This window comes from Ruegeria sp. YTSA108 (assembly GCF_059610185.1).
The window spans coordinates 86,093-102,929 of sequence record NZ_JBXWND010000009.1 but is presented as its reverse complement, the minus strand read 5'-3'; the positions used below and the strand labels follow the sequence as shown (position 1 = coordinate 102,929).

The window sequence follows — 16,837 nt, the reverse complement described above, 5'->3', positions numbered from 1 at the left end:
GGCAGAAATTCAGTTACATTTTGCACTCGGCCGCGTAGGCATCAGAGTGGTTTTCAAGAGCTACGCCAAGGATCTTATTGGTGAATACATCACCTTCTTTGATCACTTCGCGCGCATAGATGGTCTGAACCGGATGATGGTTCGGGCCAAAGCTGAAATCCCCTCGTGTGCTGTTGAAATCCGCCGCCCTCAGCGCTTCGCGGAAGGCATCCGCATCTGACGGGTCAGCCTTGTCAAGCGCGGCAAGCAACAGGTTAGCGGTATCGAATCCCTGACTGGCGTAAAGCGAGGGCAGACGTCCGTATTCTGCCTGAAAGCTTTCAACAAAGGCAGCGTTGGTCGGGTTGTCGATATCCTTGTTCCACTGCGAAGTGTTCACCACGCCCAGAGCTGCATCGCCTACCGCCTGCAGAATGCCCTGATCAAAGCTGAAGGCTGGGCCAACAACTGGAAGATCGATCCCGCTGTCGGCATATTGCTTCAGAAACGAAATCCCCATCCCGCCGGGCAGGAAGAAAAAGACGCTATCCGCATCGCTTGCGCGGATTTGCGCGATTTCTGCTGCATAATCAGTCTGGCCAAGCTCGGTATAGATCTCACCGGCCAGATCACCTTCGAAAAAGCGTTTATAGCCAGTCAGCGCGTCGACACCCGCCGGGTAATTCGGAGCAAGTATGAAGCTGCTCTTGTAACCCGCACCATTGGCGTATGCGCCCGCGGCCTCGTGCAGGTTGTCGTTCTGCCAGGCGACGTTGAAATAGTTCTGGTGACAGCCCTTCCCCGCCAGAGGTGACGGGCCCGCATTGGGTGACAGATAGAAAACGTCCTGGTTCACGGCGGCTGGCACAACCGCCATCGCCAGGTTTGACCAGATGATACCGGTCATCACATCTACACGTTCGGATTGGATCATCTTGTCTGACAGCTGTACCGCGATATCCGGTTTGCGCTGGTCGTCTTCGATCACCACCTCGATATCATCCCGCCCCGATTGAGCAATCGCAAGCATGAACCCATCCCGTACGTCGATGCCCAAACCGGCCCCGCCGCCTGAAAGCGTTGTGATCATCCCCACCTTAACTTCCGCTGTAACACCCGTCGCGCACAGCGCGGTGATCGCTGCAGCCGCCAATAGTCTCTTCATCGTCTTCTCCCTTCGTTGGCCCTATGAACGCGATTTATGTCATTATTCTCAACGTTCGGTCTATGCCTTTGGCAATTCGGTCTTTTTCTTACATTCTTTCTGTCCGCTATATTCTAGATACATTGATCATGATTTCAGGCGGAAACGCTGGATTTTTCCGGTCGCGGTTTTGGGCAAACCATCGCAGAACCGGATCGAGCGCGGGTATTTATACGGGGCAATCATAGATTTCACATGAGCCTGAAGGGCTTCGCGCATAGCGTCATCAGCCGTACCTGAAGCCAGAACAACATGTGCTTGGACAATATGACCCCTCTCAGCATCTGGGACGCCGATCACCGCGCATTCCGCAACTGCCTCATGCGCCAGAAGTGCGGCTTCGACTTCGGGTCCGGCGATGTTGTATCCGGCCGAGATAATCATGTCGTCATTGCGCGCAGAAAAATGAAAATACCCCTCCGCGTCCCGATGAAAGCTGTCACCAGTGATATTCCATCCATCTGTTACATAACCCGCCTGCCGCTTATCATTCAGATACCGGCACCCTGTCGGACCACGAACAGCCAGGCGTCCGATGTCTCCAACTGCAGCTTCAGTTCCGTCTGGGTTTAACACTTTGGCCTCATATCCGGTTACCGGCCTGCCGGTACTGGCCGGGCGGTGATCGTCAAACCGGTTTGAAATAAAGATGTGCAACATCTCGGTCGCGCCGATCCCGTCGAGCATTGGTTTGCCTGTCTTGGAAATCCACTCGTCATAGATTGGCTGCGGTAAGGTCTCGCCCGCCGACACGGCCGCACGCAGACTAGACAGATCAACACCGTCATCCATCGCCTGCAGCATGACCCGATAGGCGGTTGGCGCAGTGAAACAGACAGTCGCTTTGTATTTTTCGATTATCTCGATCATGCCCGCAGGCGAGGCTTGTTCTAACAGGGTTGCAGTCGCGCCGAACCGCAACGGAAACACCGCCAAACCACCCAACCCGAATGTGAAGGCCAAAGGTGGAGAACCAACAAAAACGTCCTCTGGAACGACCTGCAACACCTCACGCGCATAGCTGTCGGCAATGATCAGAATATCTCTGTGAAAATGCATGGTGGCCTTGGGTTCACCTGTCGAGCCGGAGGTGAAACCCAACAAGGCCACGTCGTCGCGCCCGGTTTTAACGCAATCGAACTGTACCGGCTTTTCAAGTGCAAGACGATCAAGCTCGGCATCGTGGTTTGAAGTTCCGTCGAACCCGACGACCCGCTGCAGGAACCGGCTATCACTGGCGCAGGACTGCATTTCGTCGATCAGCCGGGTATCACATAATGCAAACTGGATTTCCGCCTTATCGACAGTTTTCGTCAGTTCTGCAGCGCGCAACATCGGCATAGTATTGACGACGACCGCACCCACCTTGGTTGCGGCAAGCCAGCACGCAACCATTGCCGGATTGTTAGCCGATCGGATCAGCACCCGGTTTCCCGGCTCGACCCCCAAGTCATCGACCAATACATGTGCCAGCCTGTTGGTCCAGTCGCTGAGCTCTTTATATGTTCGTTGCCGACCATTGCCGATCAAAGCGGTATGATCACCAAAGCCCTTGGCAACCATGGCATCGGTCAGCTCATATGCTGCATTCACATGATCGGAATATGCAAAACCCGCCAACAGGAAGTCAGGCCACTGATCCTGGGGGGGCAGGTTATCGCGGCTGAACGTGTCGGTATGTGCAGACGGTCCAAGCATCACCTTCCCTCCATGTGCGCGGCCATCGTCTGACGTGCAATGATTACTTTTTGAACGTCCGAGGCGCCCTCGTAGATGCGCAAGGCACGGATTTCTCGGTACAGAGATTCAACCGCCATCCCAGGACGCACCCCATCGCCACCAAACAACTGAACCGCCTTGTCGATAATCAACTGCGCCTGATCGGTAGCAAACAGCTTGGCCATCGCCGCCTCACGTGTAATGCGCGCCGCTCCGCTGTCCTTGGCCCACGCTGCCCGATAGATCAAAAGCGCCGAAGCATCGACATCTAATGCCATCTCGGCGATGTGCCCCTGCACCATCTGCAAATCAAACAACGGGGCGCCTTGCACCTGCCGTTCTGATACCCGTGTCAGCGCCTCATCCAGCGCGCGTCGTGCAAATCCCAGCGCAGCGGCGGCCACCGTCGGGCGGAACAGGTCCAGCACAGACATTGCAACACGAAATCCTGCGCCAGCTTGACCGATCATCGCGCTAGCCGGCACACGCACATCATTGAAACGCAAAGTCGCCAATGGGTGTGGCGCGATTGTGTCCAGGCGCCCGACTACTTCGAAACCCTTCAGATCAGGAGTGATGATAAAAGCTGATAACCCTTTGGCCCCGGGTGCCTCGCCAGTACGGGCGAACAGGGTGTAGACATCTGCGATACCCCCGTTCGATATCCATGTCTTTTCACCATTCAGGACAAAGTCGTTGCCATCACGGATAGCCGTCATTGTCGAATTTGCCACATCCGACCCCGATTGAGGTTCAGTCAATGCAAAGGCCGCGATAGCCTGACCAGAGCGCGTTTGCGGCAGCCAATGCGCCTTTTGGCCTTTTGAGCCGAACAACGAGATCGCTCCGGTTCCAAGCCCCTGCATTGCAAAGGCGAAATCGGCCAACCCATCATGGCGGGCAAGTGTTTCACGGCTGAGGCACAGCGTCCTGACATCCAAATGGCCGCTTTCGTCCGAAGTAGGCTGCAGCAGCCCGGCGTCGCCCAGCTGGCGGACCAGATCGCGACAAGCCTGGTCCGGGTCGCCATGGTCAATAGCTAGTCCCCGAGCGACGTCTTGCACCCGATCCGCCCAGCCCCGGTGATGAGGGTCAAAGAATGGCCACGAAAGAAAGCTCTGATCTGCCATCAATCGCCCTCGAATACTGGTTTGTTTTTTGCAACAAAGGCCTTGTAGGCGCGTTCAAAATCTCCGGTTTGCATACAGATCGCCTGGGCCTGCGCCTCTGCTTCGATTGCCTGTTCGATCGACATAGACCACTCCTGCGCCAGCATGGTCTTGGTCATCATATGCGCAAAATTGGGGCCTGCCACGATACGGTCAGCCAGAGATTGCGCGGTAGCGTCAAGCTCGGATGGATCAACCACCGCATTGTAGAACCCCCAGGAAAGCCCCTCATCAGCGGTCATGCTGCGTCCGGTATAGAGCAGTTCGGCCGTACGCCCCTGCCCGATGATACGGGGCAGGATGGCGCAGGCCCCCATATCGCACCCTGCCAGCCCCACCCGCGTGAACAGGAATGCACATTTGGCCTGCGGGGTGGCGATACGCAAATCCGCAGCCATAGCGATGATGGCCCCGGCCCCCACGCAAATACCGTCCACCGCAGCAATCACCGGCTTGCCACAATTCACAATCGCCTTGACGAGATCTCCGGTCATTCGCGTGAAGAGCAACAGGTCCTTCATCTTCATGCGCGTTAGCGGACCGATGATATCGTGCACATCGCCGCCCGAGCTGAAATTGCCACCATTTGAGGCGAACACCACTGCATCTACCTCTTCTGAATAGACCAAATCCCTGAACCAATCGCGCAGTTCGGCATAGCTGTCGAAGGTCAAAGGGTTCTTACGCTCTGGTCGGTTCAGTGCAATCGTTGCAACCCGGTTCCGGATTTCGCAGCGAAAATGTTTGACGTCACTGGCCATCGATTTCCTCCGAAATAGTGAGTTCGGTTGTCAGAGTGCGGGCGTCCTCGGCGGAAAACTGGCCAAGCATATCGGATATCCACGCCTCATGCGCCGCGGCCTGACGTGCGAATTCCTCGCATCCTTTTTGTGTCATGCGTACGCGATGGGCGCGGCGATCCCCAGGCACAGGTACACGCACGAGCAGGCCGTCATCAGCCAGCCGATCCACGATTCCGGTCACATTCCCGTTCGAAACGCGCAGCGCACCCGAGATTTCGCTCATCTTCAACCCATCTTCGAACCGCGACAGGGCTGCCATCACGTCGAAACGCGGCAGTGTCGTGTCGAACTCTACCCTGAGGTTCTCTCTTAGCGCCGCCTCGATGCCACGCGTGGTCTTGAGCAGCCGCAGCCATAACCGCAATCTCTCTTTGGAAGGGTCTTCCAATGGTGCTTGAAGCGGGTTTGGGTTCATATCTCGCCTCCGGACAGGCTAAGCGCGTGGCCGTTGACTGAGTTTGCCGCATCCGAGCACAACCACCTCACGGCACCTGCTACGTCTTCGACCTGGATGAAACGGCCCTGTGGGTTTATCTTTTTCAGGCTTTTCACCGCATTTTCCGCGCTCATTCCCGTCTTCTCGACGATGTTCGCAATCGAGCGATCCAGCATCGGCGTTTCCACAAACCCCGGGCAAACCGCATTGACGGTGATGCCCGTCGCCGCAAGTTCGACCGCCAGAGACCGCGTCAGCCCGACCACCGCATGTTTTGTCGCACAATAGCCGGAAACATATGGATAGCCCTTCAAACCGGCGGTGGACGCGATGGCAATCAGACGGCCCGCTCCTGCGGCTTGCATGTCAGGCAAAGCCGCCTGCCATAGATTGAAAACACCCACCAGATTCACATCCGTCAGGGTCCGCAGATCATCGGCGGTCATCCGATGAAACGGAAGCGAATGGGCCGCGCCGGCATTCGCAATCGCTATCGAAATCGGGCCGCGTTCTGCCCGTGCTGTTTCAATAGCAGCTCGGACCTGCTTGTCATCGGTCACATCACAAAGGACATACGGCAAGGCTTGCTGCTGCAGCTTGGCCTCTGTACGGCCCAAAATGGTAACGGCTGCTCCGCCATTCGCGAAATCTTGGGCTATAGCCGCACCAACACCGGTGCCGCCGCCGGTTATGACGACATGTTTCATACTTCACCCGCCGTTTCCGCCATGCGATCTGCCAGGCGCCAGGCCTGATCCCGTCCGGCCTCATAGGGGCGGGGCCAAGTTTCCTGCCGGTCCCCCAACGCCGTAGCCGCGTGCAAGGTCCAGTACGGATCGTCCAGATGAGGCCGGGCAAGGCACACCAGATCCGCACGACCGGCCATGAGAATCGAATTTACGTGATCGGCTTCATAGATGTTCCCCACCGCCATTGTACTGATGCCGCATTCGTTTCTAATGCGGTCCGCGAAAGGGGTCTGGAACATACGGCCGTAAACTGGGTTGGCATCGGTCGAAGTCTGCCCGGCGGAAACATCCACGATATCTGCACCCGCCGCATCGAACATCGCCGCTATATCCACAGCTTGTTGCGGCGTCACGCCAGTCGGTCCGACCCAGTCATTGGCAGAAATGCGCACCGCCATCGGCTTATCTTTGGGCCAGGTCGTCCGCATAGCTGAAAAAACTTCAAGCGGATAACGCATACGGTTTTCAAGACTGCCCCCATACATGTCGTCGCGCGTGTTCGACAAAGGAGAGATAAAGGACGAGATGAGGTAGCCATGCGCCGCATGCAGTTCGATCATGTCAAACCCAGCACGATCTGCCATCCGGGTTGCGGTCACAAATTGGGACGTGACCCTATCCATATCTGCACGATCCATCGCGCTGGGCACAGCGTTACCGTCGGACCAAGGGATCGCCGAAGCTGATATCAAAGGCCAGTTTCCTTCCTTCAGCGGCTGGTCCATTCCTTCCCACCCGATGCAGGTTGAACCTTTGCGGCCCGAATGGCCGATTTGACAGCATATTTTGGCGTCGGTTTCCGCATGGACAAATTCGGTGAGTCGAGCCCATGCGGCCTCGTGTTCGGGCTCATAAAGCCCCGGGCATCCTGGGGTGATCCGGCCTTCGGCGCTGACACAGGTCATTTCGGTGTATACCAGCCCGGCGCCACCTTTGGCCCTTTCACCGTAATGGATCAGGTGCCAGTCAACCGGGCACCCATCAACCGCCTTGTACTGTGCCATGGGTGACACCACGATCCGGTTCTTCAACTGCATCCCCCGCAGGCGAAATGGCGCAAACATCGGGGGCCGGGCCGGACCATCAACCGCGCCCCCAGACTGCTGCATGAACCAGGCCTCGGCATGCCCCAGCCAGTTGGCATCGCGTTGGCGCAGGTTCTCGTGGCTGATCCGCTGAGACCGTGTCAGCATCGCGTAATTCAACTGAACCGAATCCTGATCGAGGTAACGTTCGACATTCTCGAACCATTCGACCGAGTTCCGCGCTGCCGATTGCAGGCGCAACACTTCAAGACGACGCTCGTCCTCATACCACGCGAAAGCCGCTTCAGGCGTATCTTCTTTATGGACGAAGTCAGCCAGCGCTATAGCGCTTTCCAGTGCCAGCTTTGTTCCCGAGCCAATGGAAAAATGTGCAGTCGCTGCGGCATCTCCCAGCAATACCAGGTTTTTGTAACTCCATTTTTCGCACAAGACCCTAGGAAACCGCAGCCAGGCCGAGCCGCGGATATGACTGGCATTGCTCATCAAGCGATGGCCGCCCAAATGATCTTTGAAAATGTCTTCGCACAAAGCGATGGACTCTTGCTTGGTCATCTCACCAAACCCAAAAGCATCGAAGGTCTGTTGTGAGCATTCCACGATGAAAGTCGCCGTATCCCGGTCGAACTGATAGGCATGTGCCCAGACCCAGCCCTTTGGCGTTTCCTCAAAAATAAAGGTGAAGGCGTCGTCAAACTTCTGATGCGTACCCAGCCAGACGAACTGACACCGTCGTTGGTCTATATCGGGTCGAAAAACATCTGCGAACTCGGCCCGTGATTTGGAGTTCAGCCCGTCCGAAGCCACAACGACGTCGAAGTTCATCATATAGTCCGAGGCTGATGCCGCCTCGGTCTCAAAGCGCATCTCGACACCAAGCTCGCGCGCTCGGTCTTGCAAAATGAGCAGCAGTTGCTTGCGTCCGATCCCGCAAAATCCGTGGCCGCTGGACACGGTGCGCTGACCTTTATGCACAAGTGCTACGTCATCCCAATAGGCAAAGTGTTTACGTATCACCGCCGCGCTGGCTGCGTCATTGGCTGCAAGATTATCCAGCGTCTCATCTGACAACACGACGCCCCAGCCAAAGGTGTCATCCGGGCGGTTTCGCTCGATAACAACCACTTCGGCATCCGGATCGCGGAGCTTCATTGAAATCCCGAAATAGAGGCCAGCCGGCCCGCCGCCGAGACATGCAACACGCATCGTTACCTTCCCCCTATTCGCAGCTTTACCTGAAACGCTAGACCAGGTGGCCCATCCCTTCAAGTAAAAATATTTTATACTTGAAGTTTCTATATTCTGAATAACCACCCACAAAATCGCGACGGGTTGGTATTTTCCTGAGCCAAGCCGGCACCGGTTTGCCTGCGACAAAGCAATCAATCTCTGTAAGCGGTTACATTTCGCTTTCACCTGAACGGCGCAGAGCTTACACATATTTGCAAAATCAAATTTCAGGTTTGACAATGCCAAAGGCAAAAACTGCACCGACCCTGGAGGATGTTGCGAAACTCGCGGGCGTATCGACCGCCACGGTTTCACGTTGCCTCAATTCTCCGAGCCTGGTGGTGCAGGCTACGCGTGATCGGGTTCAGTCTGCCGTTGACGCTTTGGGGTACACGCCGAATTTTGCCGCACGTGTTATGGCTGCCAGACGGTCGCACACCATCGGCGCCATCATTCCCACCATGGAAAACGCGATCTTTGCGCGTGGACTTCAGGCCTTTCAGGAAGAGCTGCGCCAGCATGGCTATACCCTGCTTGTCTCTAGTTCGGCCTATCAGCCTGAGATCGAAGAAGAGCAGATACGCAACCTGGTCGCACGGGGGGCGGATGGGTTGCTGCTGATCGGGCATGATCGAGACTCGCGGATCTATGACTATCTCGCAAAGCGCAGGATTCCGGTTCTGATAGCGTGGTCGTTTCAGGCAGACGCACCAGTCCCTTCGGTCGGATTTGACAACCGTGCGGCCATGGCCGAACTGGCAAATCAAGTGATCAAGCTGGGTCACCGGACCCTGGGTATGATTTCTGGTGTCAGCACCGGAAACGACCGTGCCCGCCTGAGGATCGAAGGGGTGCAAGAAGCAATGCGCCGCAACAATATCCCAAATGACCGGCTGACGATCGTAGAAACGCCATATGAAATCGAAAACGGGGCAGAGGCGTTTTCCCGTCTGATGTCTCGGCAAGATCGACCAACAGCGGTGCTGTGCGGGAACGATGTTCTGGCTATCGGTGCCTCGCGCCGGGCCAAGGAGATGGGGCTTAGAGTTCCTCAGGACGTATCCGTCACAGGGTTCGACGATATCGAGCTGGCGCAGATCACCGATCCAGGTTTGACGACCGTGCATGTCCCACATCGGGAAATGGGTCGACGGGCTGCGCTGGAACTGGTTGGATTGATCGAAAAGCCCACCGAAAGTTGCAATGTACAGTTGCGAACCAATTTGGTCGAACGCCAATCGCTGGGGCGCCCCGGCTGACTTCAGGCGGCCTCGTTCTCCATGGTGCGAAACTCACCTTTCAACCAGGCGTGACTTGCGCACATCGGATCGGTAAAATGTTGACGGATAAGCTTTCCCATCGCTCTCTGGATTAGCTTCGAAGTGGTCTCGGGGTATACGTCGGTCGTGAATAAAGACACTGTTCTTACAAAGTTTCGGCCGGGAAATGGCACCACCCGAACTTGGTCGTGAAATCTGTGGGCCCTATGAAAACTTGCGGCCGTGGTGATGGTCCAACCGGTGCCTTCAGCGACCAATCCTATGATCGACTGATTGCATTCCAGTTCGAACCTGTTGGGCAGATCAAATTTACCTCGCCTGAGCTGTATCTCAATTTGCTTGCCGATCACGTAATCACGCGAATAGCGCAGCAACGGCAATTCTGCGTTTGATGAAAACATCTCCTCGGGCATGCCACTGAACGCTCCGGGCAAAACAACGATAAAAGGGTCGCGCATCAACGGGTATTCGATCAGGCCCTCGGTCCGTTCGAACGGTCGGGTCGCCACCCCTGCATCCAGCTTGTGTTCCTGTAACTTGGCAATGATCTCATGGCTGGGGCGTGTGAAATGCCGAAAACTGCAGCGCGGCAAAGCATGCGCAAGAAACCGAAACAGGTCTGGCGAGATTTGATTGTCGAAATCATCAATCAGTGCCAGCCTCAAATCCGTCGCATGGCGCCAGTTACCCGACCGGATCTCCGCCTCGGCCTTTTTCAAAACGATCAGCCCATCGCGGACATGGCGCGCATAGACTTCACCGGCAGGTGTCAGACCCATTGGACGACGCCCGTGATCCACCAAATCAATGCCCAACGCGGTCTCAAGGCTTCGCAGGTGATTGGAAACTGTGCTGATGGACAAACCGGTTTCCGATGCGACCTGTTGGATCGATCCTGACTTTGCGACCAACTGAAAGACTTCCAGCCAGCGGAGGCTTAGCGACTTTGGCACATTTAGAGTCCGTTGTTTCGATTACATCAAAACTAGCGAAACAAAGAACGCCCCTCATTGCAATGATGAACTTGCAGCCCGTTCTGCGTCAAGCCCGGAGCCTGCTATGGTCCGGGTCATAGGGCGAAGGTGCGATCACCGTTGCGTTGACCCGTTTTCCACAGTGATCCAACTCTATCTTGCACCCGATTTCTGCAAGTGACGGATCGACAAATCCATGGGCAAGATTGAGGCCGGTGCGGTGCCCCCACTCGCCCGAGGTGATTGTCCCGACAACCGTGTCACCCATCATAAGCGAAGCCCCGGCATGGGCAGGTCCCTGTCCGGTTTCCAACCGGAGCGGCACGAGTTTTCTCCGCGGCCCATCAGCATCACGGTTCAGCAGGGCATCGCGCCCGATGAAGTCGCCCTTTTCCAACCTCACAAACCGATTCAGACCTGTTTCAAAAGGATCAAACTCGGTGATCAAATCAGCCTTCCAGTGCAGGAACGTCTTTTCCATCCGCATGGAGTCGATCGCCCGAGCGCCAAACAACTTGAGGCCGAAGCGCTCTCCAGCCCGCCGCAGCGCCAGATATGCGCTATAAAGCGAAGGGTTGGGAACGTGGATTTCATATGCAAGTTCGCCAGAAAAACTCACCGCCATTACCGTTGCCGGAGCGAAGCCAACAAAGCACTCCCTGACGCTCAGCCATGGAAAAGCTGCCGGGGACCAATCACCGCGCGCGCAGGACGCCAGCACATCACGTGATTTCGGGCCGGCAAGGATCAGAATGGTGTAGTCGTTGGTCAGACTGCGTAAATGCACGTCTTCATCGGGGTGGCGGTTCTGCTTTAGCCAATCCATATCGTGGAATTCACTTGCCGCCGCCGAGCCATACCAGACCCGGGCAGGGCCGCGATCGCTGGCGGGCAGGTTCGCCACAGTCGCTTCGGCTTTGACCATCCCGTGATGGTTCAAAAGATAGCCCAGCCCAATCCTGCCGTCGCGGCGCGTGACAGCACCGCAAAACAGACGATCCAGAAAGGCATGCCGATCCGCGCCGGTAATCTCGATACGGTTGAAACCATTCACCTCGGACAACCCGACATTGGACTGAACATTTGCCACCTCGGCCCCGACCAGATCATAGGTTTCGTCAAAATCGAAACTGAGGGTCGGTTCAAAGCTGGGGTCAGGCTTGATGTAATCCACCCTTTCCCATCCATTGACGACAGTGAATTCGGCGCCCTCGGCCGCTAGAACCGGGGTCAAAGCAGTGGTCTTGGCGGGCCTTCCTGCAGGGCGGTGTTCATGCGGGAGGTGAAAGCGAAATTCGTTTTGATAATCCTCAACCGCCTTCAATGCCGTCAGTTCGACATTCGCATGGTCGGTGAACCTGCGCGGGTCCAGGCACCAGGTGTCATAACAGGCCTCTCCATGCACAATCTGCTGGGCCAACAGCCAACCATGGCCACCGCCCTCACCCAATCCAGCCCGCAGGCCGATAATACAGAAGGCGTTGCGCTTGCCCGGGATCGGCCCGACAAGTGGTGCACCATCAATCGTATAGGTTATCGGCCCGTTGACGACCGTGTGAATCCCGGCCTCTAACAGCGCAGGCATCCGAGCAAAAGCGCCTTCCAGTACGTCCGACACGCGGTCCAGATCGTCCGGGCAAAGCGCATTTACAAAATTTGGATCGATCCCGTCCATGCCCCAGGTCTTGCAGTCCTGTTCATAGAACCCCAGCAAGAGGCCGTTCTTTTCTTGTCGACAGTAGAAATCGCTGATCGGACATCGCAGCAAAGGCATTCGGTGGCCGGCATCGCGGATTGCAGGAATTTCTTCCGTCAGAAAATACTGATGCTCCATTGAGGCCACGGGGTGGTGCACTCCCATCAAGGCGCCCACTTCGTTCACACGATATCCGCAGGCATTCACCACGATGTCACAGTCGATATCACCGTGTTCGGTCTGTACCGTCCAGGTGTCATCCTTGTGCTGGATCAACCCGACAACCGGGGTATTCCGGTACACTTCGGCCCCGGCCAAACGTGCAGCCCGGGCCAACGCCTGACACAGCTGAGCCGGATCAATATCCCCGTCCAAAGGATCCCACAGCCCGCCAATTAGGTTTTCGGTCGAGATCAGAGGGTGCCGCCGAGCGCATTCTTCGGCATCAATAACCTCGAAATGGACATCCATCCCCCGGGCCATCGAAGCGAAATGACGGTATCCCTGCATTTGTGCTTGGGTGTTCGCCAACCTGATTCCGCCGTCACCATGGTGGTAATTGATGGGATAGTCGGGATTCGCAGACAGGTCTTGGTACAGTTTGATCGAATGGGATTTCAGTCCAACCATGGTCTGGTTTGTTCCAAAATTCGTCACCTGCGCGGCTGAATGCCAGGTGGTACCAGAGGTCAACTCGTTTCGTTCGACCAGGACGACATCTGCCCATCCTTCTTGCGTCAGGTGATACAGAGTTGAGCACCCTGCGATCCCGCCACCAATTACCACTACTTTTGTCCGCGACTTCATTGGCTTTGCTCCTCTGAACCCCAATAGGTTTTGCTGAAAACGGGTCTTCGCAACAGCTTACGAATGGCTTGTGCTGAAAAATCGAAACTACGATTGAGGATTCTGAAAGGCGCATTTCCCTTTTGCAGAGACCCCGCATCGCCCTTTACGATTCCGGGAATTCTGACATGAAAAGGATTGGGCGTTGTCAAAGGGCAGTAAAAGAAGCGGTCGAAATGCGCGTCTTGCGCAACGCGCAGCAGAGCCCGCCATAGATCCGTGCCCCCCCGGGCAAGCCGGTGGTCGCTTTCAACCTTTGACACAGTCCGAAGTCAAACAAATATACAATACCGCCTTAAGGCTTCTGGAAACTCTGGGCATGGGCGAGGTCCCGGACAGGCTGGCCAACGACCTGCGGTCAGCCGGTGCACAAACCGGACAGCAAGGGCGGCTGCTATTTCCTCGAAACTTGGTTGAAGACGCTATTGGGTCCGCTGCCAAGACTTTCTCCTTTCATGGCCGGGACGAAGCGCGCTCGATCGAAGTGGGCGGAAATCGTGTGTTCTTTGGCACCGGCGGTGCGGCGGTGCAGACGCTGGATCTGGAGAGCGGCCACTATCGCCCATCCACGCTGGCCGATCTGCATGATTTCACGCGGCTTCAGGATACGCTGGCCAATGTCAGCTGGTTTACGCGCTGCTGTGTCGCGACTGATCTGCCAGATGTTTTCGATCTGGACGTGAACACGGTTTACGCTCTGGTTCGCAATACCACCAAACCGATTGCCACGTCGTTTACCCTTGCCGAACATGTGGCCCCGATCGTCGAAATGCTCGACATCGTTGCAGGCGGGCCGGGTGAGTTCGCTAAGCGGCCGTTTCTGAAGGCCCATATCAGCCCGGTGATTTCACCGCTGCGCTATGGCGAGGATGCGGTGGATGTTGTCTATGAATGTATCGCACATAATATCCCGATGTCCTGCATTACCGCCGCACAGGCGGGCGCCACAGCACCCGCGACACTCGCCGGGTTTCTGGCGCAGTCTTTGGCCGAGACACTGGCCAGCCTTGTTATGGTCAACGCGATCAAGCCTGGGTTTCCGATGGTGTTTTCGAACTGGCCTTTCATTGTTGATTTACGCACAGGATCCTTCGCAGGTGGCAGCGGTGAGACCGCCATCCTGAACGCGGCGTCGGCACAGATCACTAACGCACTGGGGCTGCCTTCGGGAGTGGCCGCCTCGATGACTGATGCCAAAGCTATCGACGCACAGTACGGGGCCGAGAAAGGAATGACCTCGCTCGCTGCGGCGCTGGCTGGCGGCAATCTGATCTACGAAAGCTCGGGCATGACCGCTTCGTTGCTGGGCGTCAGTTTCGAAGGGTTCGTCCTTGACGACGAAATGCACTCTCACACCTATCGCGCTTTGCGCGGCATCGAAGTGACCGACGAAAACCTGGGATTCGACGCCATTTGTCATGCGGTACTGGGCGACGGTCATTTTCTGGGAAGCGCCCACACCTATGCTGCGATGGAACGGGACTACTTCTATCCAGCGCTGGCTGACCGGAACGAACCCCGGACATGGCAGACCGAAGGGGCCGCAGATGCGTGGACGGTTGCCCGCCGGCACGCAAAGGACATCCTGGCACGACATCATCCGCAATACCTGACCGAAGAACAGGACGCTGAAATCCGCAGACGGTTTCGCATTCTCTATTAGACTTACGTCGACCGACTCTAGCCAGTAGGCTTGCAGCACATACACTCAGATGAGGCCCTCATGACAAACCCCTTCTTTCAGCCGGTCTCGGCAATGGAGCTTGCGCGTTTCGCTGGTGTCCCCACGTTCATGCGCCTTCCCGAACTGACCCCCAAGGACGACCGGATCAACGAAGTTGATATTGGGATCATCGGGATCCCGTGGGATGGCGGCACCACAAACCGCCCAGGCGCGCGGCATGGGCCTCGGCAGTTGCGCGACTATTCGACCATGATCCGCGCAATGAACCCGGTCACCGGTGTAGCCCCTTTTGCCATGGTGAATTGCGCCGATCTGGGTGATGTCGCGCCGAACCCGGTGGACATCGAAGACACCATGAACCGAGTCACGTCTTTCTATGACGATCTGACCGAACGGGGCATAACGCCGCTAACCGCGGGCGGCGACCACCTGACCACCCTGCCCGTCTTGCGCGCTCTGGCCAAGTCGGAGCCATTAGGCCTTATTCAATTCGACAGCCACACCGACCTGTTCGACAGCTATTTCGGCGGCTACAAATACACCCATGGCACACCGTTTCGTCGTGCCGTTGAAGAGGGCCTTGTAGACCCCAAGCGCTTTGTTCAGGTCGGCATACGCGGTACGGCCTATAACACAGACGATATCGATTGGGCCGAGGCACAGGGCATCCGCATCATCCGCATCGAAGAACTGTTCGACCGCGGCATTGACGATGTCATGGCCGAGGTGCGGGAGATCGTCGGAACAGGTCAGACCTATTGCACCTATGACATCGACTTTGTGGACCCCACCTATGCCCCCGGCACTGGCACGCCGGAAATTGGCGGGCCAAACAGCTTTCAGGCGCAGCAGGTGATCCGCCAGTTAAGCGGTGTCAATCTGGTTGGTGCTGATCTGGTCGAGGTCGCACCCCCCTTCGATGCCGCTGGGGGCACGGCCTGGCTGGGCATCTCACTGATGTTCGAGCTACTGTGTGTTCTGGCACAGGCCGTAGACGCCCGCCGCTAGTCGGTGTTTTCGGCAATCATCGAGATCATCTCGAACATCACCGCCGCCGCGGTCAGGGCGGTGATATTGTTGGGGCTGTCCTTAGTGGGCATCATGCAAACAACGTCACCGCCGACAATGTTCAAGCCGCGCGCGGCACGCAGGATACCAATGGCTTCGTCAATGTCGAACCCCTTTTCGCCCGGCTCCAGATTGGACACCGCCGGAGCGATTGTCGGGTCAAGGCAATCCAGATCGAAGGTGATATAGACCGGGCGGTCACCTAGAACCTCTTTGGTCTGCGCCACTACATCTGCAAGCCCGCGCTGACGAAATTCGCGCATGGTGACGATGTTGTACCCATAGTCGTAAGAAGGCTGCAACCAGTCCAGGCTGCGCGGATGGCCTCGCAGGCCGATCTGCATCGACCGGGTTGGGTCAACCTGCCCCTGATCCGCCAGATAGGCCCCCCAATGGGCGGCGGATTTCTTTGCCCCCAGAAAGTGGTCGACCTTGGTGAACACATCCGTATGCGCATCCAGATGCAGAAAGCTGATCGGCTCTCCTCCGGCCAGCTTCCCGCAGCCCAGCGCCTGTACGATCCCGCCGGTAATGGAATGGTCACCGCCAACTGACACCGGGCGAGCACCTGCTGTATCTATGTCCTTGTAAAAGGCGGTAATGCGTTCGATGCAGTCTTCGTTATCGTTGGCGCGCGGAAAGGGTACATCGCCGACATCGGCAATCTTCGCGCGGCTCCAGGGGTCGATCTCAAAAACCGAATGGACCCTGCGCTGTACCGCCGAGACATTCCGCAAGGCGCGCGGGCCCAGATGCTGATCCCTTTCGGTTGTCCCGTTTCCGGTCGAATGCGGCACACCGACAAGTGCAATATCCTGCCCCTCGGGTCCGATATTGGGGCAGCGAAACATCGTCGGTATGCCCCACCAGTACAAATTGTCCATCATGGACTGCTCATAGCGGTCGACCATTTCATCCTCCGGTAAAAAAATGCCCCCGGCCTGAGCAGAGGGCATA

The 16,837-nt window shown here is 56.7% G+C and carries 13 protein-coding genes; 3 read left to right on the top strand and 10 right to left on the bottom strand.

The genetic code is table 11. The annotated features are described in order from the left end of the window. Nucleotides 1-13: 13 nt before the first annotated feature. The 7 genes from AC2FHW_RS13780 to AC2FHW_RS13750 all read right to left on the bottom strand — a co-directional run bounded on the left by AC2FHW_RS13780 (nt 14) and on the right by AC2FHW_RS13750 (nt 8,308). Nucleotides 14-1,144 (bottom strand): ABC transporter substrate-binding protein, encoded by a 1,131-nt coding sequence (locus AC2FHW_RS13780; protein WP_271950002.1) that lies wholly within the window; start codon nt 1,142-1,144, stop codon nt 14-16. A gap of 126 nt (nt 1,145-1,270) precedes the next feature. After that, nucleotides 1,271-2,881: an AMP-binding protein gene (locus tag AC2FHW_RS13775; RefSeq protein ID WP_142637793.1), complete on the bottom strand. Its 1,611-nt coding sequence runs from the start codon at nt 2,879-2,881 to the stop codon at nt 1,271-1,273. Next, complete coding sequence (locus AC2FHW_RS13770) at nt 2,881-4,032, bottom strand: acyl-CoA dehydrogenase family protein (RefSeq protein ID WP_496822076.1); 1,152 nt, start codon at nt 4,030-4,032, stop codon at nt 2,881-2,883. The genes AC2FHW_RS13775 and AC2FHW_RS13770 overlap by 1 nt, the downstream gene beginning before the upstream one ends. Then, nucleotides 4,032-4,832, bottom strand: a complete 801-nt coding sequence (locus tag AC2FHW_RS13765; protein WP_496702299.1) for an enoyl-CoA hydratase family protein — start codon at nt 4,830-4,832, stop codon at nt 4,032-4,034. The genes AC2FHW_RS13770 and AC2FHW_RS13765 overlap by 1 nt, the downstream gene beginning before the upstream one ends. Then, nucleotides 4,822-5,289, bottom strand: coding sequence for a MarR family winged helix-turn-helix transcriptional regulator (locus AC2FHW_RS13760; RefSeq protein WP_142637787.1), 468 nt, complete (start codon nt 5,287-5,289; stop codon nt 4,822-4,824). The genes AC2FHW_RS13765 and AC2FHW_RS13760 overlap by 11 nt, the downstream gene beginning before the upstream one ends. Beyond that, nucleotides 5,286-6,017 (bottom strand): SDR family NAD(P)-dependent oxidoreductase, encoded by a 732-nt coding sequence (locus AC2FHW_RS13755; RefSeq protein ID WP_142637785.1) that lies wholly within the window; start codon nt 6,015-6,017, stop codon nt 5,286-5,288. Before AC2FHW_RS13755 ends, AC2FHW_RS13760 begins: the two co-directional genes overlap by 4 nt. Beyond that, nucleotides 6,014-8,308, bottom strand: coding sequence for a bifunctional salicylyl-CoA 5-hydroxylase/oxidoreductase (locus AC2FHW_RS13750; protein ID WP_496822075.1), 2,295 nt, complete (start codon nt 8,306-8,308; stop codon nt 6,014-6,016). Before AC2FHW_RS13750 ends, AC2FHW_RS13755 begins: the two co-directional genes overlap by 4 nt. A gap of 263 nt (nt 8,309-8,571) precedes the next feature. Between AC2FHW_RS13750 and AC2FHW_RS13745 the strand changes: the two genes are divergently transcribed. Beyond that, a complete protein-coding gene (locus AC2FHW_RS13745) occupies nt 8,572-9,591 on the top strand; it encodes a LacI family DNA-binding transcriptional regulator (protein ID WP_142637781.1) in 1,020 nt (339 codons plus the stop codon). 2 nt (nt 9,592-9,593) lie between these two features. Here AC2FHW_RS13745 and AC2FHW_RS13740 read toward each other — a convergent pair whose 3' ends face one another. Both AC2FHW_RS13740 and AC2FHW_RS13735 read right to left on the bottom strand, forming a co-directional pair. Continuing rightward, nucleotides 9,594-10,565 (bottom strand): LysR family transcriptional regulator, encoded by a 972-nt coding sequence (locus AC2FHW_RS13740; protein WP_271949993.1) that lies wholly within the window; start codon nt 10,563-10,565, stop codon nt 9,594-9,596. An 88-nt stretch (nt 10,566-10,653) separates the two neighbouring features. Beyond that, the gene (locus tag AC2FHW_RS13735; RefSeq protein ID WP_142637777.1) at nt 10,654-13,089 is read right to left on the bottom strand and encodes a GcvT family protein; all 2,436 of its coding nucleotides are present in this window, start codon (nt 13,087-13,089) and stop codon (nt 10,654-10,656) included. A gap of 184 nt (nt 13,090-13,273) precedes the next feature. On the opposite strand from AC2FHW_RS13735, the gene AC2FHW_RS13730 reads away from it, so the two are divergent. After that, a complete protein-coding gene (locus tag AC2FHW_RS13730) occupies nt 13,274-14,791 on the top strand; it encodes a trimethylamine methyltransferase family protein (RefSeq protein WP_142637775.1) in 1,518 nt (505 codons plus the stop codon). Nucleotides 14,792-14,851: 60 nt separating this feature from the next. Then, nucleotides 14,852-15,820 carry an agmatinase gene (gene speB, locus AC2FHW_RS13725; protein ID WP_281973179.1) on the top strand — a complete coding sequence of 323 codons (969 nt, stop codon included), beginning with the start codon at nt 14,852-14,854 and terminating at the stop codon, nt 15,818-15,820. On the opposite strand, the gene AC2FHW_RS13720 is transcribed toward speB, so the two are convergent. Next, entirely contained in the window at nt 15,817-16,791 is a 975-nt protein-coding gene (locus AC2FHW_RS13720; protein ID WP_282022029.1) for an arginase family protein, read from the bottom strand. The two genes, speB and AC2FHW_RS13720, sit on opposite strands and share 4 nt — an antisense overlap. Between the last annotated feature and the right edge of the window lie 46 nt (nt 16,792-16,837).